Annotated in this window: 24 protein-coding genes; 13 read left to right on the forward strand and 11 right to left on the reverse strand. The window is 72.2% G+C overall.

The genetic code is table 11. From position 1 onward, the window contains the following. Positions 1 to 274: 274 nt before the first annotated feature. The 5 genes from ACTWQC_RS02320 to ACTWQC_RS02340 form a co-directional block, all read right to left on the reverse strand. Positions 275 to 799: a DUF402 domain-containing protein gene (locus ACTWQC_RS02320; protein ID WP_443313922.1), complete on the reverse strand. Its 525-nt coding sequence runs from the start codon at positions 797 to 799 to the stop codon at positions 275 to 277. Between the two features lie 86 nt (positions 800 to 885). Then, positions 886 to 1,836, reverse strand: coding sequence for an alpha/beta fold hydrolase (locus ACTWQC_RS02325; protein ID WP_443313774.1), 951 nt, complete (start codon positions 1,834 to 1,836; stop codon positions 886 to 888). 520 nt (positions 1,837 to 2,356) lie between these two features. Next, complete coding sequence (locus ACTWQC_RS02330; RefSeq protein ID WP_443313775.1) at positions 2,357 to 2,806, reverse strand: Crp/Fnr family transcriptional regulator; 450 nt, start codon at positions 2,804 to 2,806, stop codon at positions 2,357 to 2,359. A 118-nt stretch (positions 2,807 to 2,924) separates the two neighbouring features. Beyond that, positions 2,925 to 3,335, reverse strand: a complete 411-nt coding sequence (locus ACTWQC_RS02335; RefSeq protein ID WP_443313776.1) for a VOC family protein — start codon at positions 3,333 to 3,335, stop codon at positions 2,925 to 2,927. A gap of 70 nt (positions 3,336 to 3,405) precedes the next feature. Next, positions 3,406 to 4,251, reverse strand: a complete 846-nt coding sequence (locus tag ACTWQC_RS02340) for a helix-turn-helix domain-containing protein (protein WP_443313777.1) — start codon at positions 4,249 to 4,251, stop codon at positions 3,406 to 3,408. A 247-nt stretch (positions 4,252 to 4,498) separates the two neighbouring features. Here ACTWQC_RS02340 and ACTWQC_RS02345 point away from each other — a divergent pair, with 247 nt between their 5' ends. Both ACTWQC_RS02345 and ACTWQC_RS02350 read left to right on the forward strand, forming a co-directional pair. Beyond that, positions 4,499 to 5,950 (forward strand): lipase maturation factor family protein, encoded by a 1,452-nt coding sequence (locus ACTWQC_RS02345; protein ID WP_443313778.1) that lies wholly within the window; start codon positions 4,499 to 4,501, stop codon positions 5,948 to 5,950. 78 nt (positions 5,951 to 6,028) lie between these two features. Then, a complete protein-coding gene (locus ACTWQC_RS02350; protein WP_443313779.1) occupies positions 6,029 to 6,577 on the forward strand; it encodes a ferritin-like domain-containing protein in 549 nt (182 codons plus the stop codon). 109 nt (positions 6,578 to 6,686) lie between these two features. Here the strand turns inward: ACTWQC_RS02350 and ACTWQC_RS02355 are convergent, their stop codons facing one another. Then, complete coding sequence (locus ACTWQC_RS02355) at positions 6,687 to 7,892, reverse strand: D-alanyl-D-alanine carboxypeptidase family protein (RefSeq protein ID WP_443313780.1); 1,206 nt, start codon at positions 7,890 to 7,892, stop codon at positions 6,687 to 6,689. Positions 7,893 to 8,014: 122 nt separating this feature from the next. Next, positions 8,015 to 9,049: a rod shape-determining protein gene (locus ACTWQC_RS02360; protein WP_443313781.1), complete on the reverse strand. Its 1,035-nt coding sequence runs from the start codon at positions 9,047 to 9,049 to the stop codon at positions 8,015 to 8,017. 240 nt (positions 9,050 to 9,289) lie between these two features. Between ACTWQC_RS02360 and ACTWQC_RS02365 the strand changes: the two genes are divergently transcribed. The 4 genes from ACTWQC_RS02365 (at position 9,290) to ACTWQC_RS02380 (ending at position 11,168) form a co-directional block, all read left to right on the forward strand. After that, the gene (locus ACTWQC_RS02365; RefSeq protein ID WP_443313782.1) at positions 9,290 to 9,784 is read left to right on the forward strand and encodes a nuclear transport factor 2 family protein; all 495 of its coding nucleotides are present in this window, start codon (positions 9,290 to 9,292) and stop codon (positions 9,782 to 9,784) included. A gap of 62 nt (positions 9,785 to 9,846) precedes the next feature. Continuing rightward, complete coding sequence (locus ACTWQC_RS02370; protein WP_443313783.1) at positions 9,847 to 10,272, forward strand: hypothetical protein; 426 nt, start codon at positions 9,847 to 9,849, stop codon at positions 10,270 to 10,272. Between the two features lie 169 nt (positions 10,273 to 10,441). Further along, the gene (locus ACTWQC_RS02375; RefSeq protein ID WP_443313784.1) at positions 10,442 to 10,639 is read left to right on the forward strand and encodes a hypothetical protein; all 198 of its coding nucleotides are present in this window, start codon (positions 10,442 to 10,444) and stop codon (positions 10,637 to 10,639) included. 103 nt (positions 10,640 to 10,742) lie between these two features. After that, positions 10,743 to 11,168, forward strand: a complete 426-nt coding sequence (locus ACTWQC_RS02380; RefSeq protein WP_443313785.1) for an OsmC family protein — start codon at positions 10,743 to 10,745, stop codon at positions 11,166 to 11,168. An 86-nt stretch (positions 11,169 to 11,254) separates the two neighbouring features. On the opposite strand, the gene ACTWQC_RS02385 is transcribed toward ACTWQC_RS02380, so the two are convergent. Beyond that, a complete protein-coding gene (locus tag ACTWQC_RS02385; RefSeq protein ID WP_443313786.1) occupies positions 11,255 to 12,091 on the reverse strand; it encodes a M23 family metallopeptidase in 837 nt (278 codons plus the stop codon). A gap of 277 nt (positions 12,092 to 12,368) precedes the next feature. Here ACTWQC_RS02385 and ACTWQC_RS02390 point away from each other — a divergent pair, with 277 nt between their 5' ends. Then, positions 12,369 to 13,058, forward strand: coding sequence for a helix-turn-helix domain-containing protein (locus ACTWQC_RS02390; protein WP_443313787.1), 690 nt, complete (start codon positions 12,369 to 12,371; stop codon positions 13,056 to 13,058). Positions 13,059 to 13,194: 136 nt separating this feature from the next. On the opposite strand, the gene ACTWQC_RS02395 is transcribed toward ACTWQC_RS02390, so the two are convergent. Beyond that, complete coding sequence (locus tag ACTWQC_RS02395) at positions 13,195 to 13,587, reverse strand: VOC family protein (protein WP_443313788.1); 393 nt, start codon at positions 13,585 to 13,587, stop codon at positions 13,195 to 13,197. A gap of 185 nt (positions 13,588 to 13,772) precedes the next feature. Here ACTWQC_RS02395 and ACTWQC_RS02400 point away from each other — a divergent pair, with 185 nt between their 5' ends. Beyond that, on the forward strand, positions 13,773 to 14,594 hold the full coding sequence (locus ACTWQC_RS02400; RefSeq protein ID WP_443313789.1) for an SDR family oxidoreductase: 822 nt from the start codon (positions 13,773 to 13,775) through the stop codon (positions 14,592 to 14,594). 125 nt (positions 14,595 to 14,719) lie between these two features. Here ACTWQC_RS02400 and ACTWQC_RS02405 read toward each other — a convergent pair whose 3' ends face one another. Next, positions 14,720 to 15,196: an SPW repeat protein gene (locus tag ACTWQC_RS02405; protein ID WP_443313790.1), complete on the reverse strand. Its 477-nt coding sequence runs from the start codon at positions 15,194 to 15,196 to the stop codon at positions 14,720 to 14,722. Positions 15,197 to 15,451: 255 nt separating this feature from the next. Here ACTWQC_RS02405 and ACTWQC_RS02410 point away from each other — a divergent pair, with 255 nt between their 5' ends. Beyond that, on the forward strand, positions 15,452 to 15,664 hold the full coding sequence (locus ACTWQC_RS02410) for a hypothetical protein (RefSeq protein WP_443313791.1): 213 nt from the start codon (positions 15,452 to 15,454) through the stop codon (positions 15,662 to 15,664). Between the two features lie 9 nt (positions 15,665 to 15,673). Here ACTWQC_RS02410 and ACTWQC_RS02415 read toward each other — a convergent pair whose 3' ends face one another. Beyond that, on the reverse strand, positions 15,674 to 16,090 hold the full coding sequence (locus tag ACTWQC_RS02415; protein WP_443313792.1) for an ankyrin repeat domain-containing protein: 417 nt from the start codon (positions 16,088 to 16,090) through the stop codon (positions 15,674 to 15,676). A gap of 264 nt (positions 16,091 to 16,354) precedes the next feature. Between ACTWQC_RS02415 and ACTWQC_RS02420 the strand changes: the two genes are divergently transcribed. The 4 genes from ACTWQC_RS02420 to glpK all read left to right on the forward strand — a co-directional run bounded on the left by ACTWQC_RS02420 (position 16,355) and on the right by glpK (position 20,735). Further along, positions 16,355 to 16,549 (forward strand): hypothetical protein, encoded by a 195-nt coding sequence (locus tag ACTWQC_RS02420; protein ID WP_443313793.1) that lies wholly within the window; start codon positions 16,355 to 16,357, stop codon positions 16,547 to 16,549. 103 nt (positions 16,550 to 16,652) lie between these two features. Next, on the forward strand, positions 16,653 to 18,203 hold the full coding sequence (locus ACTWQC_RS02425; RefSeq protein WP_443313794.1) for a hypothetical protein: 1,551 nt from the start codon (positions 16,653 to 16,655) through the stop codon (positions 18,201 to 18,203). Positions 18,204 to 18,311: 108 nt separating this feature from the next. Next, complete coding sequence (locus ACTWQC_RS02430; protein ID WP_443313795.1) at positions 18,312 to 19,169, forward strand: MIP/aquaporin family protein; 858 nt, start codon at positions 18,312 to 18,314, stop codon at positions 19,167 to 19,169. A 48-nt stretch (positions 19,170 to 19,217) separates the two neighbouring features. Then, positions 19,218 to 20,735: a glycerol kinase GlpK gene (gene glpK / locus ACTWQC_RS02435; protein ID WP_443313796.1), complete on the forward strand. Its 1,518-nt coding sequence runs from the start codon at positions 19,218 to 19,220 to the stop codon at positions 20,733 to 20,735. Positions 20,736 to 20,767 lie beyond the last annotated feature (32 nt).

Consider the following 20,767-nt stretch of genomic DNA (forward strand, 5'->3'; position numbering starts at 1 on the left):
ATCCCGTACGGACGGCCCCATCGCGCGATTCGTACACCTGGCTGCGGCCATCACCACGTCGGGCGAATCACCGGCGGGGCGTCATGTTGCGCCCCTGAGCGGGCAGCAGATGTGATCAGCTGGCGCAGCGGCGCAGATACGCTGCTGCTGCCGCACGCCCGCTCCTGTCCCGGCCGGAGGAGCCGACCCCGCGGTCAAGGCGAGGGCCCTCCCGCTGCATCGCGGGACCGGCTCCAGGCGCCCCCTGCTGCCCGCCCCGGCCGGGACAGGATCCTCAACCCCGGCCCGGCCGGTCCGGGTCCAGGATCGAGGCGAAGCCGTCCTCGCGGGCCAGGCGCTCGAGGTCGTCCAGGGCCTCACGGGCCCGCCCCGCGGCGGCCGGGTCGCGCTCCGCGAGGCCGCTCTCCAGGAACTCGTCCTCGTCCAGGCGCAGGATCGTCCTGTGGTCCGCCGAGAGCCAGAGGTCGAGGTCCAGATCCTCGACGACGAGCGTGCCGGGCTCAACGCGGGCGGGCCGGGTCACGTCGCAGTACCAGCCCTTCACCCGGCCGTCGGCGGCGCGTACCTCCTTCACCGAGTACCAGCGGTCGCGCCAGTAGTGCTCGGTGAACACATCGCCGTACTCGAAGCGCACGAAGCCGAAGTCCCGCTCGGCCGCGCCCGCCCAGGGCGCGCGCACCACCAGGTGCGTGCCGTCGTCGCCGGCCACGACCGCGGGGTACCGGACGTCGGGGCGGGGGTGCTTGACCAGCCGCACGGTGACATCGCTGCCCGGAGCCAGGGGCGCGGGGGCGTGCATGTCGTTCATGGGTTCAGCCTCGTCCACCGCGCCGTGGGGGACCACTCAATTTTCCCCGGCGCTTCAGTGCTCGGCTTCTCCGCGCTTCAGCGCTCCGCACCGCCGAGCCACAGGGGCAGCTCGTCGAGCGGCTCGTCGGTGAAGAACCGCACCAGGAGATCGGTGAAGTCGTCCGGGCGCTCCAGCGGGATCATGTGGCCCGCCGCCTCCATGACCGCGACCCGCGAGCCGGGCAGGTCCGCGGCCATCTCCCGGCCGTGGCCCGGGGAGGAGAAGCGGTCGTGCTCACCGTGCACGAAGAGCGTCGCAACGGGCGGCGGCACCGGTTCCGGGTCGTAGAGCGGGTGCCGCAGCAGCCGCTCGGTGTTCAGCACGAACCGGTCGACCTGACCCGGCGTCATCTGCTGGAACTGGCGCTCCAGCAGCCGGTACACGGCTCCGCGCCTGCGGACGACCGCCCGGTCCGCCAGCGGCGCGAACAGCTCGGCGGCGCGCCTCGCGAATTCCGCCTGCTCCTTGCGGCGCAGCAGCTCGACGCCGAACCGGAAGGTCTCCCGCAGCGGCCCCGGCAGCGTACGGCGGGTGCCGACGAGGGCCAGCCGCGCCACGCGGTCCGGGTGACGCTGGGCGAAGCGGAGGCTGATCACTCCGCCATAGCAGGCGCCCATGACGTTCGCGGTGCGGATGCCGTTCCGGTCGAGGGTGTGCAGGACGGCGTCGGCGAGGAAGTCCATCCCGTAGCGCGCGGGGAGGGCGTCGGCGCCGCCCCAGCCGGGCAGGTCCACGGTGAGGACGGTGGTGATCTCCGCGAGTCTCGGCTCGTGTCTGGCCCAGGCGTACTTGTCCTGCGCCGCCCCGCCCAGCAGCAGGATGGGCGCCGTCCTCGCGTCGCGCTGCCGCAGCACGCGGCACTCGTAACGGAAGCCGCGGAAGGACAGCCTGCACAGCTCCTCCTCCGCCTGCCCGGGCCGGCGCGGAGCCGCGAAGGACAGGCCGGGTGCGGCGACAGCGGATGCGGAAGCTGGGCTGGCGGTCAAGAAGGGCTCCATGCCATGGGGACAACTCCGGCCATGGGTACCCCGATACGGCGCCGGGCGCGAGCAACGTCACTCGGACACCGGCGCGCCGTGCGCCCGAGCGGGCTCTCGTTCGTGCCAGGCCGCAACCTCGTCGCAGCGGACGCGTTGACCGTGCAGTACGCGCGTGAGCACCCCCACGCCGGCCCCGGCGCGGCGCCGTCGGCCGGTGCTCCGAGCGGGCGTGGCGGAGGGCCGGAGCAGCCCCCGGCCTTCCGGCACCGCCCCCTGTGGCGCCCGTTCCTTCTTCCGGCGGGCGCCACAGGCTTTTGCATACACCTGTCGGCCACCGACCCGGCCGCGGACCGCCCGCGCGGCTAAGCGGCCTCGGGGAAGTCGGGGTGCGTTCCCGCGTCGTCAGGCGCGGTCAGGCGCAAGGCGCCGAAGCGCCCTCGTAGTGGGCCTACTCGGGCGCTTCGGCAACGCAGCGCATGGCCGTGCATGGCGGCGTGGGGATGTGCCCCGACTTCCCCGAGGCCGCTTACGCCGTGGACGTGTACGGCGACATCTCGAGCAGCCGGGTGCGGGCGGTCTGCAGCCGGTGGGCGAGGATCTCCGCGACCGTGCGCAGGACGACCACGCCGAGCGCCGGATCCTCATCGCACAGCGCGCGCACCTGCGCCCCGTCGAACGCGTACGTGCGGACCGGGCTCAGCGCCTCGGCTCCGAAGTCCCACTCGTAGGGCGGGAACAGCCACGACCAGCCCAGCAGATCGCCGGGGCCGAGAGTGGCGACCGTAGCGCGCCGCCGGTCCGCCACGCGCAGATCGAGGGTGACCGCGCCCGAGCGGATGATCCAGAAGCCGGTCGCCCTTCCCCCTTCCTCGAAGATCCGGGCGTCCTGGGGGAAGGACACCTCCTGGGCCAGCTCCATCAGACGGTCGCGGATGCCGGTCGGCAGGGACCGCAAGAATCGGGGCGCAGTAGTCATGGGCGCGAGCCTCCTCGCCTCCGACGCCACTGCCAGGCGCCGCCGGGTTCGACGTACACCTGGTCATACCCCCATTGGACCCACTTTCGCGCGCCGACGGCATCCCGAGTCGCGACGATCAGCTGCCCGCGTACGTCCCGAAGCTCCAGAAGACTCCCTCGGGGTCCCGGACAGTGAAGCCACGGGAGCCGTAGTCGGTGTCCTCCAGGCCCCGGACGACCGTGGCCCCGGCGGCCGTGGCGCGGGCGAAGAGGGCATCGGGGTCGTCGGTGACCGCGTAGACGGAGCCCGTGCCGGACGGCAGGTCCGCGATGACGCTGTCCTGGCGGGTGCTGCCGAGCATGACGCCTCCGCCGCCCGGCGTGTGCAGCTCGGCGTGGACGACCTCGTCCGGTGTGTCCCCGGTGTACAGGGCGGCGACCTCGAAGCCGAAGGCGTCGGCGAGGAAGCGGATGGCGGCGCGGGCGTCCCGGTAGTGCATGGTCGGCCACACCGCGGTACGGGTGCGTTCGATGGTGTTGTCGCTCATGGGCCCATGCTGCGCGGCCCGGGGCGCGGTGGGCTTGGACGAATGGGAACCGGGCCGGTCAGCAGGGCCGTCAGCGGGGGTCGGAGGCGGCCTCTACCGGCGGCAGCTCCTCGGCGGCGAGCCAGGCGGAGGGCGGCATGCCGACGAGGTCACGCCACTCTCGGGCCAGGTGCGACTGGTCGTAGTAGCCGCAGGCGGCCGCCGTCTCAGCCAGGGATGGCCGTGCGGGCTGGCACAGCATGCTCTTGGCGCGCTCGAAGCGCACGACACGGGCGGCGTCCTTCGGCGTGAGCCCGAACTCGGCCGCGAAGCGTGAGGTCAGGTGGCGGCGGCTCCAGCCGATGTCGGCCGCCAGCGCCCCGACGCGTACGGCGCCGCCCGACTGCCGGACGCGCCGCCAGGCGTACGCGACCTCCGGCGCCACGACCGCCGTATCCCGGGCCGCGGCGGCACGCCCGAGCGCCTCGCCGAGCACCGCGAACCGCTCGGCCCAGGTCGAGCCCGCCGCCATGCGCTCGGGCAGGTCCCGGACGACGGCGGGGCCGAGCAGCTCGGACAGGTCGACGACGGCGGCCGCGATCCCGGCGGCGGGCAGACCCAGCAGCGTCCGGCAGCCCAGCGGCGAGAGCTCGAGCTGTACGCCGTACTGGTCGCCGTCGTGCGCGATGCCGACGGGCGCGGTGTGCAGGCCGCCGGCGAGCGCGGGGTGCGCGGTGGTCCGCTCCCCCGGAGTCCGGGCGACCCGCGTGGGCTCGCCCAGACTCACGACGACGGTGACCCAGCCGGAGGGCAGGCCCAGGTGGGTCCCGGGCGGATAACCGAGGTAGCGGTAGCCGAGATAGCGCCGGACGTACGGGCGCAACGCGGGCGCGGGCAGCCCTGCCGCGGAGTCCGTGACCCGAGTGCGTACCGCCATGCGGCCAGCCTAGGACGTACGCGGCGGGTCTTTCCCCGCAGTGCACCAAAGCCTGGTCCGCCGGCCCCCATCCCGTAAGCAGGGGCCACCACCACCCCCGGACACCGGCCCCCGGGCTTTGGGGCGGAGCCCGAGCCGCCGAGTGGATGAACCCTCCCTCCCGCCGCACCACTGGGACTTCCGCGGCTGGGTACGGGTGGTAGGGAAGATGGCCCATCGCCAGGACGCTGTCCGAGGAGCAGTCGGCATGGAGTGGTTCGCGGATTCCGGCTACTGGCTGAGCCGGCTGGTCTTCCAGCGGGCCCTGGCGGCGCTCTATCTGGTCGCCTTCCTCGCCGCGGCCAACCAGTTCCGCGCGCTGATCGGCGAGCGCGGGATGACGCCGGTGCCGTTCTTCCTCGGGCGGGTGCCGTTCCGGGAGGCGCCCAGCATCTTCCACTTCCACTACTCGGACCGGTTCTTCGCCGCCGTCGCGTGGACCGGCGCCGCGCTCTCCGCGGCCGTGGCCGGCGGGGCGGCCGACGCCGTGCCGCTCTGGGCGTCGATGCTGATGTGGGCCGCGCTCTGGGTGCTGTATCTGTCGATCGTCAACGTCGGCCAGACCTGGTACGGCTTCGGCTGGGAGTCCCTGCTGCTGGAGGCGGGGTTCCTCGCGGTGTTCCTCGGGAACGAGCGCACCGCGCCGCCCGTCCTCATCCTCTGGCTGCTGCGCTGGCTGGTGTTCCGGGTCGAGTTCGGCGCAGGGCTGATCAAGATGCGCGGCGACCGCTGCTGGCGGGATCTGACGTGCCTCCACTACCACCACGAGACCCAGCCCATGCCCGGCCCGCTGAGCTGGTACTTCCACCATCTGCCCCGTCCGCTGCACCGCGTCGAGGTGGCCGCCAACCACGTGGCCCAGCTCGTCGTCCCCGTAGCGCTGTTCACACCGCAGCCCGTGGCGAGCATCGCCGCGCTCGCGATCATCGTCACGCAGCTGTGGCTCGTGGTGTCCGGCAACTTCGCCTGGCTGAACTGGGTGACCATCGTCCTGGCCCTGCCCGCGGTCAACGGTGCGCTGGCCGCCGACCTGCTGCCGCTGCCCGAGCCGCCGGAGTTCGGCGGTACGCCGGTCTGGTTCGAGGTTCTGGTGATCGCCGCGACCGCGCTGGTCGTCGTGCTCAGCTACTGGCCCGCCCGCAATCTGCTCTCACGCGCCCAGCAGATGAACCGTTCCTTCAACGCGTTCCATCTGGTCAACACCTACGGGGCGTTCGGCACCATCAGCCGCACCCGCCGCGAGGTGGTCGTCGAGGGGACCGACGAGCCGGAGATCACGCGCGACACCGAATGGCGGGAATACGAGTTCAAGGGCAAGCCCGGCGATCCGGCGCGGCTGCCGCCCCAAGTCGCCCCGTACCACCTCCGGCTCGACTGGCTGATGTGGTTCGCCGCGCTGTCGCCCGCGTACTCGCGGTCATGGTTCCTGCCGTTCGCCGAGCGCCTGTTGGAGAACGACCGGGCGACGCTGAAGCTGCTGCGCTCCAACCCCTTCCCCGCCACCCCGCCCACCCATGTGCGCGCCCGCCTGTACCAGTACCGCTTCACCACATGGCGGGAGCGGCGCGCGACGGGGGCGTGGTGGCACCGCACCCTGGTGGGCGAGTTCCTCCAGCCGGTGGCACTCGCAGGGTACGGCCGGTCGGCTGAACAGCCGTGATGGAAAGCCGCAATCGGGGCACACGGGGAAGGCGCAGCAAGCACGCGGCACCCGTGCCCCGAGAAAGGCGGTTACGACATGGCAGAGTTCCTCACCGACATCCAGACCATCAGGGAGCGGGCCCGGCGGGAGATCGACAAGGGTCCGGTGACGGATGTGTACGGCGCCGACCTGGAGCGGGTGATCCAGGTGCTCAACGAGGCGCTGGCCACCGAGATCGTCTGCACACTGCGCTACAAGCGGCACTACTACACCGCCACTGGGCTGTACTCGGAGCCGGTCGCCGCCGAGTTCCTCGAGCACGCCCAGGAGGAGGAGCAGCACGCCGACATGCTGGCCCAGCGCATCGTCCAGCTCGGCGGCCAACCGGACTTCAACCCCGACACCCTGACGCACCGGGCGCATGCCGAGTACGACGCCAGCCGCGACCTGATCGAGATGATCAAGGAAGATCTGGTGGCGGAGCGGGTGGCGATCTCGGCGTACACCGAGATCACCCAGTGGATCGGCACAGGCGACCCGACCACGCGCCGCATCTTCGAGAACATCCTGGCGCAGGAGGAGGAGCACGCGGATGATATGCGGACACTGCTGGAGCGCATTCCTCGCGAGAGGCCCGGAGTCTGAGCCGGGAGTGCGAACGCGGCCCGGAGTCTGAGCCGGGATGACGAACCGGCCCGGAGTGTCCGGACCTGACGGACGGCCCGCGCCGGGCCCTCACGGCCCGGCGGGCCCGTCAGGACCGCCGGCGGATCCGGCCACGCCGCAGGAGCAGCAGGGCCGCACCGCCCCCGATCAGCGCGCCCGCCCCTCCGGCCAGCCACACCACCCCCGTCCGCCCGTGCGGGACATGGGCCGCCACACGGCTCATGACACCGCCCTCCGTCTCGCGCGGCGGACGCACGATATGCCGGGTGACCGAACTCGGCGGAGTCTGCAGCCGGCCGACGGCCGAGACCTGCCCGGCCGAGGCGAAACCCCAGTCGAGCAGTGAACGGGCCTCCTCGTACACCGCGTTGGGCATCCCTGACTGGGGATTCATGACCGTGGCGACCAAGGTTCGCCCGCCCCGCCTTGCGGCGACGACGAGGGTGTTGCCGGCGTGGCTGGTGTAGCCGTTCTTCACGCCGATGAGCCCGCGGTACGGGTCGAGGCCGGGGGCGCCGGTCAGCAGCCGGTTGGTGTTCTGGATCTGGAAGAAGCCCTTCTGCTTGCCGTTCGCCGCCCTTCCCATCGGGAACTTGGCGACCCCGGTGGAGCTGTAGCGGACGAAGTCGGGGTTGGCCAGGCCCGCGAGCGCGAACAAGGACAGGTCGTACGCGGAGGAAACCTGGCCGGGTGCGTCGTAGCCGTCCGCCGAGACCACACGCGTGTCGTAGGCCCCCAGCGCGCGGGCCTTGGCGCGCATCTGGGCGATCGTCTCGGCCATCGACCCGTTCATCGCGGCCAGCGCGCGTACGGCGTCGTTGCCCGAGCGGAGGAAGACCCCGCGCCACAAGTCGGCCACGGCGTACGACTTCCCGGGCTTGATGCCGACCTGGCTGCTGCCGGCTCCGATGCCGACGAGGTCCGCTTCTGTCACCGTGTGGAGCGCGGACTGCGGCAGCCTCGGCAGCACGGTCACCGCGAAGAGGGTCTTGAGCGTGCTCGCCGGGGCGAGCCTGCGGTGTGCGTTCTTGGCCGCGAGCACCTGGCCCGTACGAGCGTCGGAAATCATCCAGGACAGAGCCGTGAGCCCCGGGGGGAGCTCCGGTGCGCCGCGCCTCGGCAGCACCTGCACTCCGGGGCGGCCGAGCAGGGGCCCACCGACCGCGGCCGGAACGACGTGGTGCTGTCCCTCGCCGTCCGCGTGACCCGGGGTCACCGGGCCGGCGACTGTCAGACACGCGGCGGCGACAGCCGCCGCGCCGGTCCGCGTCTTCAGTCCAGGCATCGTGTCCATATCCGCACGGTAGGAAGGGTTGGCGACAGCTGCCGCGAGTTCCTGCTCCATCCGGGGGGATTTCCCGACTTCCCGTCAGATTCCCTACAGCGCAAGGAAACTGACGGTTAGCTGACTCGCTGTCAGATGGGAGCGAGGAGCGGCTGCTGTCCCGAGGGCGTCGCGGAGTCGGCCACCCAGCGGACGGCTCCGTCGAGTACCGACGTCTCCGGCGAGTCGACGAGATGGACGGCCATGCCCACGGTCCGGCCCAGTTGCTCCGGCAGACCGCCGAGCAGCGCCCCTCCCCCGGTGAGCACCAGACCGCGGCCGACCACGTCGTCCGCCACGACGGCCGGGCACTGTCCGATGACGGCGGTCACGGTGGCGGCGATCCGCTTGATCTCCGGTGCGACCACCCGCATGAGCTCGCCTGCCGACATGATCGCGGTCTTGGGCAGATCGCTGATCCGGTCCCTGCCGCGCACCTGCACACAGGTGTTCCTGCCGGTGGCTGCCGCCCGGCTGAGGCTGATCTTGACCTCCTCCGCGGCCTCGGCGCCCAGGGCGAGGGTGTGCTCCCGGTGCAGATAGCCGCGCAGCGCCTCACCGAAGGCGTCGCCCGCGGTCGTCGTGGACTGGGCCGCCACCAGGTTGCCGAACGCGAAGGCCGCGACCTCGGTCGTACCGGCGCCGATGTCGACGACCATCGTGCCGGTCGCGTCCCACACCGGAACCCCCGCCCCGATGGCGGCCAGCGTCACCTTCGGCAGCAGGTGGACCGAGCGGGCACCGGCGAATTCGAAGGCCTCCTCGACCGCGCGCTGCTGCACCTCGGTGGCCTGCGCGGGTACGCCCGCCACGACCCGCGGCGGCAGCCAGGAGCGCAGCCGCCCGCGGCGCTGCTGCCCGATGGCGTGCCACAGCAGCCGGGTCGCCGCGTCGAAGTCCGTGATCACTCCGCGGCGGATGGGCGCGACGGTCTCGATGGCCGGCGGCGTACGGCCCGCCATACGCTTGGCCGGGTCGCCGACCGCCACGATCTTGCCGGCGCGGGTGTCCACGGCCAGCATCGAGGCGCCGTGGAAGGAAGCGCCTCTGGGGCCGCGCATCCGGATGCAGGAGGTGCCGAGGTCGACGGCCAGATGGCTGGCGCCGAGAGCCTGAGGCAGAGGCATGGGGGATCCTTTCGCCACTGGCGACGAGTTGTGGCTCCAGACTCGGTCGGCGACGGGTGCCCGCCCGTACACCACCCCCTGCCCTCCCTCGAAAGAGTGCGACGATCCGGTAGTCGTATCCGCCGTCCAGCCCTCTTCACCGGCAACCGCGTTCACCCGGCGCCCGGCGGGCGGTCACCACATCCTTCTAGGTGCCCCTGCCCTCTTGGCCCGGCCGCCCGCCTGCCCAACACTGTGCGCATGACGCAGCGCGCTCAGCTCACGGTGCTCCTGGACCGGCTGGCCATCGACGATCTGATCACGGGTTACGCGAGGGCGGTCGACGACGGCGACTGGCAGGCCTACCGAAGCCTCTTCACCCACGACGGGCGCGCCGACTACCGCTCCTCCGGCGGGATCGAGGGGCCTGCCGCCGACGTCTCGGCGTGGCTGGAGGAGATGATGCGGCTCTTCCCCGTACGCCAGCACCTGATCGTCAACCGGCAGGTGCGGATCGAGAGCGTGGACGGTGCGCCCGGGGACACCGCGGTGCTGCACGCGGACTACGTCAACGTCAATCCGATGCGGCTGGACGGACGCCGCGACGGGCAGCACGTGACGACCCCGAACTACTCCTCCGGCGGCCGGTACACCTTCGGTCTGCGCCGCACGGAAGCCGGATGGCGCGTGCACGAGGTCGTCGTGCACGAGAAGTGGCGCCGGGCCTCGGAGGACCTCGTACCACAGCGCGGCTGACGGCGCAGCGGGCCGTTCTCCAGCGGTTGCGGGCTCCGGCCGGCTCGCCGATAGACCGTCACATGAGCGTGAAGAACCGATGCCTGTCGATCGTGGCAGCCGCCGGTGTCCTCGGAGTGGCGCTCACCGCCGCCCAGTCGACGGGGGCCGGGGACACCGGCGGGGCCGGAGCCGGCCCCGCCCCCGGGCCCGCGAAGCGGCCCGCGCCCGCCCCGACCGCGAGGCCGCTGTCCTTCGACTACGGCCGCAGCACCCCGGCCCAGTCCATCGGCACCCCGCGCGCCGGCATCTGCTACCCCCTCGGAAGCGAGACCGCCGCCACCGCTTTCCGGAACAACACCGAGCTGCGCGCCCGGCTCCACTCCTCGCCCGGCTGCGTCGGGAAGCCCGGCGCCACGCTGGCACCCGGGCAGAGCCTCAGGAACGCCCCGCCCAGCGCGAGTGTGGTGTTCAGCGTGGGCCGACGGCGCCCGGGTGGACCGCGGTGAAAGGGCTCCCCGGCCACCGGCTCGGACTCGGTCCATGGGGATGACGAAGAGCGCGCGCTCGCCGGCCTTGGGGCTCGATGGCGTGTGCGAGGTGGCGCCGGTGCGGGTGAGTGCGGGGCGCGGGAAGTGACCGGAGTGCGCCGGAGAGCGTTGGTTGACCGTGACAACGATGCAGCTTCGACGGGCCACGGCACGGCGCAGGCCGCTGACCAGGCCACCAGAAGGCGAAACGGTTCCCCAGCCGACGGACGCGCCGATCTACTCGGCGATGGTCGAGCGCTGGACGTCGGCGGGCAAAGCCGTCCCGGGGCAGTACGATCGCGAGTGGATCAACCTGACGCGACGGCCGCCCTGGCCCGGCCACTGAGCAGCGACCGTACGGGGCGCGGCCGTACCGCGCGTCGGGAACCCTTCGGTCGTGCCGAGGCGCACGACCGGGTGACGAAATCCGTACACAGGAGGGATTCATCGTGGCCACGACGCGCACCGCGCACACGGTCTGGGACGGCAACCTGCTCGAGGGCGAGGGCAGCGTCACCTTCGACTCCTCGGGGATCGGCGACTACCCGGTCTCCTGGCCCGCGCGCGCCGAACAGCCGGACGGGAAGACCAGCCCCGAGGAGCTGATCGCGGGCGCCCACTCCGCCTGCTTCTCGATGGCGCTGTCGAACGGCCTCACCAAGGCCGGCACACCTCCGACGCAGCTGCGGACGCAGGCGGAGGTCACCTTCCAGCCGGGCACCGGCATCACCGGCATCCACATCACCGTGCAGGGCCAGGTGCCAGGCCTCGACGAGGCGGGCTTCACCTCCGCCGCCGAGGACGCGAAGGCCAACTGCCCGGTCAGCCAGGCCCTCTCCGGCACAACCATCACGCTCACCGCCAAGCTGGCCTGACCCGGGCCGCAGGAAAACCCCAGGAAGGCGCCGCCGGCCGGATCTTCGGCCGGCGGCGCCTGTGCGGGCGCACCGCCTGCGCGCTCTCAGAGGCGGACGCCCTTCGATGCCAGATACGACACGGGGTTGATGTCCGAGCCGTACTTGGCCGTCTTGCGCACCTCGAAGTGAAGGTGCGGTCCGGTGGTCCTGCCGGTGTTGCCGGAGTAGCCGATCAGGGACCCGGTCGCCACCCGCTTCCCGGGCCGTACGAGCACCTTCGAGAGGTGCGCGAAGAGCGTGTAGCGCCCGTCGTCCATGCGTATCAGCACCATCAGGCCGTAGTCGCCGCCGCGGCCCGCCTTCTCGACGACGCCGGAGCCGACGGAGCGGACCGGGGTGCCGACCGGCACGGCGAGGTCGACGCCCGTGTGGTGTCCGGCGATCCAGTTGCCGGGGATCCCGTAGGCGGCCGACACCTTGCCGGAGCTGATCGGCTTGGTCCAGGAGCCCGGCGGGCCTTCGAGCGGCTCGCCCGACCCGGCGTCGGTCTCCTCGTCGGTCTCCTCGTCGGTCTCCTCGTCGGTCTCCTCCTCGTCCGAGTCCTCGTCCTCGGAGTCCTCCTCCGTGCCCCACCCGTCCCCGTACGGCAGGTCGAGGTCGGGGTAGTACGAGTCGGGGTCGTACTCGTCCACCTGGGGTTCCGGCTCCCAGGGCTCGTCGGAGTGCGCGTCCGAGGCCGCGGCACGGGAGCCCGGCCCGTACGCCTCCCTGTCCGGCCCCTGCGGCTGCTGCGCCGCGGGCGGCTGCCCGCCGTGCGCCCAGGCGCTGCCCGCGGCGGGGACGACTCCGAGTGCCCCGACGAGGCCGCCGCATATGAGGCGCCGGACGGTGCGCCGACGGGGGCTGAGGTGCTTTCCGCGACGTATGTCTTCCGGGCTCACTGGGTGTCCTTTCGGTACGGGTCCGCGCCACGCACCCATGGCACCCCTACGCCCCGTCAAGCGCACCCGCCGCAATGGCGGAACGCGTCCCGCCAACGGAGCATCAGCACGTCCCGCGAATGCCGCAACGGCGCAGGTGGCACGGGCGGGGCGGCCGTCCGGAGCAACGACCTCGCGCAGCGCCGCCCATCGGGTGAACCGCTCCCCCCGTCCGGTGCGGCCGCGGGCCGGGGGCGCGACCGCGCCGGCCCTACGACCGCGGTGCCATGCTGGAGGCGTGGACGGCACGTACGAGGAGTGGTTCTCGCGGCACGCGGAGGCGGTGTTGTGGACGCGGACGGCGGGCCGGGCGCCGCACCGCGTCCTGCCCGACGGCTGCACCGACCTGATCTGGCTCGACGGGCAGCTGGTCGTGGCAGGTCCTGACACGCGGGCGCACGTGCCCGGCAGCTCGCCGGGCGCGCGCTATGTGGGGCTGCGGTTCCCGCCGGGCCGCGGCCCCGACGTGCTGGGTGTGCCGGCGCACGAGCTGCGGGACCTGCGCATACCGCTGGCAGCGCTCTGGCCGGGCGGGCGGGTGCGGCAGCTGGCCGAGCGCGTCTCCGACGCGGCGGATCCCGCGGCGGCCCTCGAAGCGATCACCACCGACCGGCTGCGCGACTCTCCGCCGCCCGATCCGCTCCTGGCGGCGGTCGTGGCGGGCCTGCGCGCGGGCGAGACCGTGTCCGCGGTCGCGCGGACGGCCGGTCTCGGCGAGCGGCAGCTGCACCGGCGCTGCCTGGCAGCCTTCGGGTACGGGCCGAAGACGCTGGCCCGGGTGCTGCGGATGAACCGCGGTCTGGCGCTGGCCCGCGCCGGCACCCCCTACGCCGAGGTCGCGGCGCTCGCGGGGTACGCCGACCAGGCCCACCTCGCCCGCGAGGTCAAGGCCCTGGCCGGGGTTCCGCTGGGCGAACTGGTGCGCTGAGGCCCGTCCGGCCGATCTTCGCCGGGTGCCGCCGGTTCGGCACGGCCGGTCCACGCCAGGGACCTCTTGCCGGGGGCAACCGGCAGTGCCGGGCCGAGCGCCACCCGCGCCTGTCCGAGGGCCCCCAGCGGGAGCGTCACGGCAGTGGCGCGAAGAGATCGACGCCGTTGCCGTCCGGGTCGAGGACGGTGGCGTAGCGCATCCCCCAGAACGCGTCCCAGGGCTTGAGGTGGCCCGTGTAGCCCGCGTCGAGGAGTGCGTCGTACGTCCGGTCCACGTCGGCGGGGTCGTCGCAGGCGAAGGCGAGCGCGAGCCGGTGACCGCCCTGCGGAGGCGTCCAGGACGGGTCGAAGGAGCGGACGGTCTCCTCGGTGTCCCAGGCGATGCGCAGTCCGCCGGGCAGCTGGGCCTCCACGTGCGGCTGCGTTTCGGCGTCGGCCGGGATGTCGAGGCCGAGCCTGCGGTAGAAGGCGAGCGAGGCGGCCATGTCGGAGACGACGAGGCCGATGAGATCGATTCGAGGTGCCATATCCGCAGCGTAGACAGCGGGCGGGCGCCGGTCTTGAACGAATCGGACTGCGAACCCGGCGCACCCCCGGCAGCACCCGGCCCTGGTCACGCCGCCGGTTCGCTCCGGTACGGGGCCCGCGCCGTGGCGGCATGAGCCCTGCACGGGCGGCACAATCTGACATCCCGTCATGAGACTCTGCTCGCATGACGTTTCGTCACCCCGCACTGCACGGCAAGGCCGCCATCGTCACCGGCGCCTCCCGCGGCATCGGCTTCGCGGTCGCGCAAGCCCTGGTCGCGGCCGGGGCCGGGGTATGCGTCACCGCACGGGATCCGGCCGGACTCCGTACGGCCGTTGAGCGGCTGCGCGCCTCCGGCGGCCGGGCCGTCGGCTGCGCCGGGTCCGTCGCGGTCCCCGAACACCTCGAGGCCTGCGTGGCGCTGGCGGTGGCGGAACTCGGCGGCGCGGACATCGTGGTGAACAACGCCGCCACCAACACCCCGTTCGGCCCGCTCATGGACATCGACCCGGCGGGCTGGCGCGATGCCTTCGCGGTCAATGTGGAAGCGCCGCTCCGCCTGGTCCAGTGCGCCTGGCGGGCCTGGCTGCGCGAGCACGGAGGCGCGGTGGTCAACGTCGGCACCGAGGGCGCGCACGGCGTGGGCCCGCACGTCGGCGCATACGGGACGAGCAAGGCGGCCCTGCTCCACCTCACCCGGCAACTCGCCGGGGAACTCGCCCCCGCCGTGCGGGTCAACGCCGTCTCCCCCGGCCTGGTGCGCACGGAGATGGCGCGCTTCGTCTGGGAACGGGCAGAGCCGGAGGTCGCGGACGGGCTGCCGCTGGGGCGGATCGGGGAGCCGGACGACATCGCCCGGGCCGTGGTCTGGCTCGTCTCCGACGAGGCGGACTGGGTGACGGGCGCGGAGCTGGTGGTCGACGGCGGTACGCGCGTACGGGCCGCCCGGACCGGGGCCCCGGAGTCGTACGCGGTGCACGAGCGGCTCCGGGCGCACGGTGGTTGACGGTCACGCTCGACGGCCCGGGGAGCGCCGCGCGCGGCAGAGGTGAGCGGCAGCTGCTCAGCGGCTGCCGCTCGGGAAAGGCGGAGAGGTCGCCGGCGGGGTGGCCGGCCCCCTCCCGCCGGGGGTCACGCTTCGCGAGGAGGCCTCATGCCCGCGCCCGCGGTGACGTCGCGTCCGGGCCCCATGGCCGCGCCCGCGGTGATCAGGCCGAGGAGGCACACGACAGCGCCCACGACCACGTTGTTCCAGATCATCCCGGCGTCGGGGAAGCGCGTGACCACCCACGGCGAAATGATCAGCCAAGCCCCCATCGGGGCCAAGGTCCAGCCCAGGCCTCCTATCCTCTCCGGCACGGCGGCGAGTCCGACGGCCATCAGCGCGATGGCGATTCCCAGAACGAGGTTGTTGAGAGTCAGCTCGGGGCGGGCACCCGAGAAGTGCACCGTCCACGGCGAGATGGCGCAGTACACGCCGGCGAGGAACCCCAGTCCCTCGATGGCGGGAGCACTCCGCCCTTCGAGCATGTGTGCGTACCGGTCCCGCATTTCATGTACGTCCGGGTGAGTCGCAATGTCACCTGGGCGATGCGAGAGATCGGCCATTCCTGCTCGCCTCCTTCGATCCATACATCTCTGTTCGCACTGCCCGGCATCGGGCGAGCAGTACCATTGTGCGCTTTGGAACGATTTATAGATAGATGCCTGTCTAAAATGTGCCAACCCCCGGACCAGGGGGCGACTCGTGGTCACGGTGGCGCAGCGCACGGCCGCTCCTGAGCGGCCCGCACCCCGCCCGACCGAGCGACCGCGCCTCCAGGCTCGGCCCATAACCCCCGGCGGGTGGGGGAAACTGAGCACATGTCTGCTCCGCGCCGCGCCTGCCCCGTCTGCCGCCGCCGGATCGCCGTGGTCGGCGGGCGGCTGGCCCGGCACGACCCTCCAGGCCGCCGTACGGTCCTTGAGCTCGTCTCGTGCCCCGGCTCGCGGCGGCTCACGTCCGCCGGCGACACCCAGCCGCCGCTCATCGACCTGGACGCCCCACCGTTCCCGGGCCAGCTCCCGCTGTTCTGACCCTGCGGGTCACTCCGCGCCGAACAGCTTCAGCAGCTCGCCCTTGCCGAACATACGGGCCGTGTCCACGGCGGACGGCGTGCCCGCCTCCGGGTCGGCGCCGGCCGCGAGCAGGGCGCGAATCACCTCGTCCTCACCCTTGAAGACCGCGCCGGCGAGCGGCGTCTGGCCGCGGTCGTTGGCCCGGTCCGGGTCGGCGCCGCGGCTCACCAGCGCCTCCACGGCGGCCGCGTGGCCGTGGTAAGCGGAGAGCATGACGAGCGAGTCGCCCTTGTCGTTGGTGAGGTTCGCGGGAACGCCCGCATCGACGTACTCGGCCAGGGCGGCGGTGTCGCCGGACCGCGCGAGGTCGAAGATCCTCGACGCCAGCTCGACGACCTCCGGATCGACCTGATCCGCACCGTCGCCGGCTTCCGGAGCACTCATCCGTTGATCCGCCTTCCAGGTTCCGCGTGCCCTTCCGAGTGATTCGCCAGCCTACTGCGGCGCCCGGGACATGCCCCTGGACCGCCCGGGGCAATGATCGGCCCAGGAGCGGCCTTCCGCCCGCAGTGCGGGGATTCCGCTCAACCAACCGGGGGATTTCCATGACAATTCGCCCGTTTGCGGCTTTCTCCTCGTGGATACATGCTGCGATCCTGGATGAACTCATGGTGACGGCGATCGTCCCCCACCACTCAGGAGAACCTCATGATTCTGTCCATCTCGGGCGTCATGCTGCTCGCCATCATCGTCTTCCTGTTCCTCCGGAAGGACGGACTCAAGGCCTCCCACGCCGTGGTCTGCGCGCTCTTCGGTTTCTTCCTGGCGGGCACCGCCATCGCCCCCAGCATCAGGGCGGGCAGCGCGAGCCTGGCCAGCCTCCTGGGCGGAATCAAGTTCTAGCCGCGGCCGCGCATTCCCGCGACGACCGACACCGGCACCCGCGCCCCGCAACGCCCCCCGCACCCGCAGCACGTCTCAGCTTCAGGACATCAGGAGAACGAACGTGGCCCGGCGTCCACTGCCCCGCATCCTCAATCCCAGCGCGCCGATCGCCCGCAGCCGCGACTTCGCGCGCACGGCAGCCGACAGCGCCACCGACGTGCTCCATCCCCTCATCGTCATCAGCCGCGGCCTGCGCCGCCTGGCCGCCGCCGGGCGGCGCCGCTGGTCCGCGACACCGAGTGAGCGGCGCGGGCCCGCGCTCCTCACGGCGGCGGCCTGCGCGGTGGCGGTCGCCCTCATGCCGTACGGGCCGCTGGTCGCGCTGATCGCGCTCATGGGCGCGGCCGCGTGGGCGGGCCACGACCGCACCCCCGCCGCGACCGGCCCGGGCGAGGCCGAGCTCGGCCGACTGCGCGTCCTCTACGAGGCCCTGGTGCCGTACTTCTGCACCGCGAACGACCCGAGCCCGCTCTACGCGCACGGCGGCGACTGGCAACAGGTCCTCTCCGCCTACGAGTTCGACGACGACGGGCGGCTCGCCCGGCTCCAGCTGCGCTACCCGCCGTACTTCACGGACGGCGATCCCCAGTCCCGCGACCGTATCGAGCAGTTGCTGCAGGCCAAGTGCGGCCGCGGCCGTGAGTACCTTTTCGAGTGGGACGAGGAGGCGAACGAGCTCGCCCTGACCGTATTGCCGCCGCTGCCCACCGACATCTGCGCCCAGCGCTTCATCACCGCGCCCGGCGAGACGGTCCTCGGCTTCACGGACGCGGGCGGTGTGCAGCGCACCGTCCCCGTGACGGGTGCGGAGGGCACGCGCGACGCCCCGCCGGTGATGTGGCGGACCGGGCCGCGCTCCACGGAGCCGCATCTGCTCGCGCTCGGCCCCAGCGGAACCGGTGTCACGACCCTGGTGCGCTCGATCGCCCTCCAGGCGCTGCACCAGGGCGATGTGCTGGTGGTGGACGGAAGCGGCACCGGCGAGTACGCGTGCCTGGTCGGGCGGCAGGGCGTACTGGCCGTGGAGTGCGGTCTCGGCGGCGCCCTGGCGTCCCTGGAGTGGGCCGCCAACGAGACCGAGCGCCGGCTGATCTCCGCCAACCGGGCCCGCCAGGCCGGGCGTCCGGCACCGCAGGACACGAGCAGACAACTGTGGATCCTGCTCGACCGGCCGGCCGGGCTCAGCCTTCTCGCCGCCGCGGAGAGGCGGCGGGATCCGCAGGAGCTGCTGCAGGTTCCGCTGCGGCACGGCCGGACGGTCGGTGTCACGGTCGTCGTCGGCGACCAGCTCGACCACGCCGACGCGCTGTCCGAGACCGTACGGTCGCACACCCGGGCGCGGGTCGTCCTCGGCCCCGCCGACCCGCGGCAGGTGCACGCCGTGCTGGGTGTGCCGCCGCACACCACGCCGGTGCCCGGCATGCCACCGGGGCGCGGGTACGCGCGCGTGGGCACGGGACCGGCCCACCGGCTCCAGGTGCCGGCCACCCCCGACCCGTATGACGACACGGCGAGCGAGACGCACCGCCGGGCGGTCCTCGAGCTGCTCCCCGACCGGCTGGACGCCGTCCCTCCCGCGGCCCGCCGTCCGCCGGAGCACGCCGACACGTGACCCCCGAACGGCCGTACCCAGCGCGCGAAAGCGGCTCACCGAAGCACACGATGAGCCGGATGGAGGCCTTCACGGCGGCCCTCCAGACCGTGAGGAAGCGGGTATTCAATGGCTGAGAACACGGCACAGGCGCCAACCAAGAGAACAGAACTGATCGGCGAACTCTTCTCCGAGTTCGCCGGCACCATGGTCCTCATCCTCTTCGGCTGCGGCGTAGTGGCACAGTTCGCCGCAAGCATCTATCTGGCCGACGGGACACTCGGCGATCACGACAGCATCTCCTGGGCCTGGGGCATCGGTGTCACCCTGGGCATCTATGTCGCGGCACGGCTCAGTGGCGCCCACATCAACCCGGCGGTCACCCTCTCGCTGGCAGCCTTCAAGGGCTTCCCATGGCCCAAGGTGCTGCCCTACATGGTGGCTCAGACGGCCGGCGCGTTCGTCGCAGCGCTGCTGGTGCGCTGGAACTACACCGAAACGCTGGCCGCGGCCGACCCCGGCCACACCCTCAAGACTCAGTTTGTGTTCAACACCCTTCCAGGCAACGGGGCACTGCCGGTGAGCGAGATGGGCGCGTTCCGGGACCAGATCATCGGCACCGCGATCCTGGTGATGCTGGTCTTCGCGGTCACCGACCTGCTCAACACCCCGCCGGGGGCCAATCTGGCTCCGTTCATCATCGGCCTCATCGTGGTCGGGATCGGCATGGCCTGGGGTACGGACGCCGGGTACGCCATCAACCCCGCCCGTGACTTCGGCCCCCGTCTCGCGAGCTTCATCACCGGCTACGACAGTGCCTGGCGAGATCAGTACGGGAATCTCTATTTCTGGGTTCCCATCCTGGGCCCGCTGATCGGCGGCCCGGTCGGTGCCGCCTTCTACAAGTTCTGCATCAGCCGCTTCCTGGAAGCGCGCCCGCCGCAGGAACCGGGGCGGGTTCCCACGCCCGAGGGCGAGACCCCCTGACGTCTCCAGTCCAGGACATCCCGTACGACCCTACGAGAGGCGGCAGAGATGCCAGAGTTCGTCGGTGCGGTGGACCAGGGAACCACCAGCACCCGTTTCATGATCTTCGATCACGCGGGCAACGAGGTGGCGAGGGACCAGCTCGAGCACCGGCAGATCCTGCCGCGCTCGGGGTGGGTCGAGCACGACCCGGTGGAGATCTGGGAGCGCACCAACACCGTGATGCAGAACGCGCTGCGGAACGGCGGGCTGACGGCCGCCGACCTGGCCGCGATCGGCATCACCAACCAGCGCGAGACGACCGTGATCTGGGACCCTCGCACGGGCCGCCCGTACTACAACGCCGTCGTCTGGCAGGACACCCGTACGGATGCCATCGCCGCGGCCCTGGACCGCGACGGCCGCGGCGATGTCATCCGGCGCAGGGCCGGCCTTCCTCCGGCGACCTACTTCTCCGGCGGCAAGATCCAGTGGCTGCTGGAGAACGTCGACGGGCTGCGCGAGGCCGCGGAAGCGGGCAACGCGCTGTTCGGCACGACCGACAGCTGGGTGCTGTGGAACCTCACCGGCGGGCCCGACGGCGGCATTCACGCCACCGACGTGACCAACGCCAGCCGCACGATGCTGATGGACCTGGAGACGCTGGACTGGGATGAGGAACTCCTGGGCTTCTTCGGCGTCCCGCGCGCCATGCTGCCGCGCATCAACCCCTCGGCCCACGCCGAGGCCTTCGGCCAGGCCCGTACCACCCGGCCGCTGCGCGCCGCCATTCCCATCGCCGGGGTGCTGGGCGACCAGCAGGCCGCGACCGTGGGTCAGGTCTGCTTCGCGCCGGGCGAGGCCAAGAACACCTACGGCACCGGCAACTTCCTGCTGCTCAACACCGGTACGGAGCCGGTCCATTCGCAGTTCGGACTGCTGACCACCGTGGCCTACCAGTTCGAGGGCAGCCCCGCGATCTACGCCCTCGAGGGTTCCATGGCCGTCACGGGCGCGGCAGTGCAGTGGCTGCGCGACCAGTTGAAGATCATCGCCAGTGCCGCCGAGAGCGAGCGGCTCGCCCTGACGGTCGAGGACAACGGCGGGGTCTACTTCGTACCGGCGTTCTCCGGCCTGTTCGCGCCGTACTGGAAGTCCGACGCCCGCGGCGCGATCGTGGGGCTGACCCGCTTCAACACCGGCGGCCACCTGGCGCGGGCCACCCTGGAGGCCATCTGCTACCAGAGCCGCGACGTGGCGGAGGCCATGGAGCGCGACTCCGGCGTCCATCTCGACGTGCTCAAGGTGGACGGCGGCGTGACCGCCAACGACCTGTGCATGCAGATCCAGGCCGACATTCTCGGCGTACCGGTCAGCCGCCCGGTCGTCGCCGAGACCACCGCACTCGGCGCCGCCTACGCGGCCGGGCTCGCCACCGGGTTCTGGCGGGACACGGATGAACTGCGCACCCACTGGGCGGAGTCCAAGCGCTGGGACCCGCAGTGGAGCGAGGAACAGCGCGAGGAGGGCTACGACGGCTGGAAGAAGGCTGTGGAGCGCAGCATGGGCTGGGCGAAGGTCGGCTAGGTGAGTTGGTGAGGTCAACTCGGTCGGCCGGC

The sequence above is a fragment of the Streptomyces sp. 8N616 genome (genome assembly GCF_052246385.1).
In the GTDB taxonomy this organism is placed as follows: domain Bacteria; phylum Actinomycetota; class Actinomycetes; order Streptomycetales; family Streptomycetaceae; genus Streptomyces.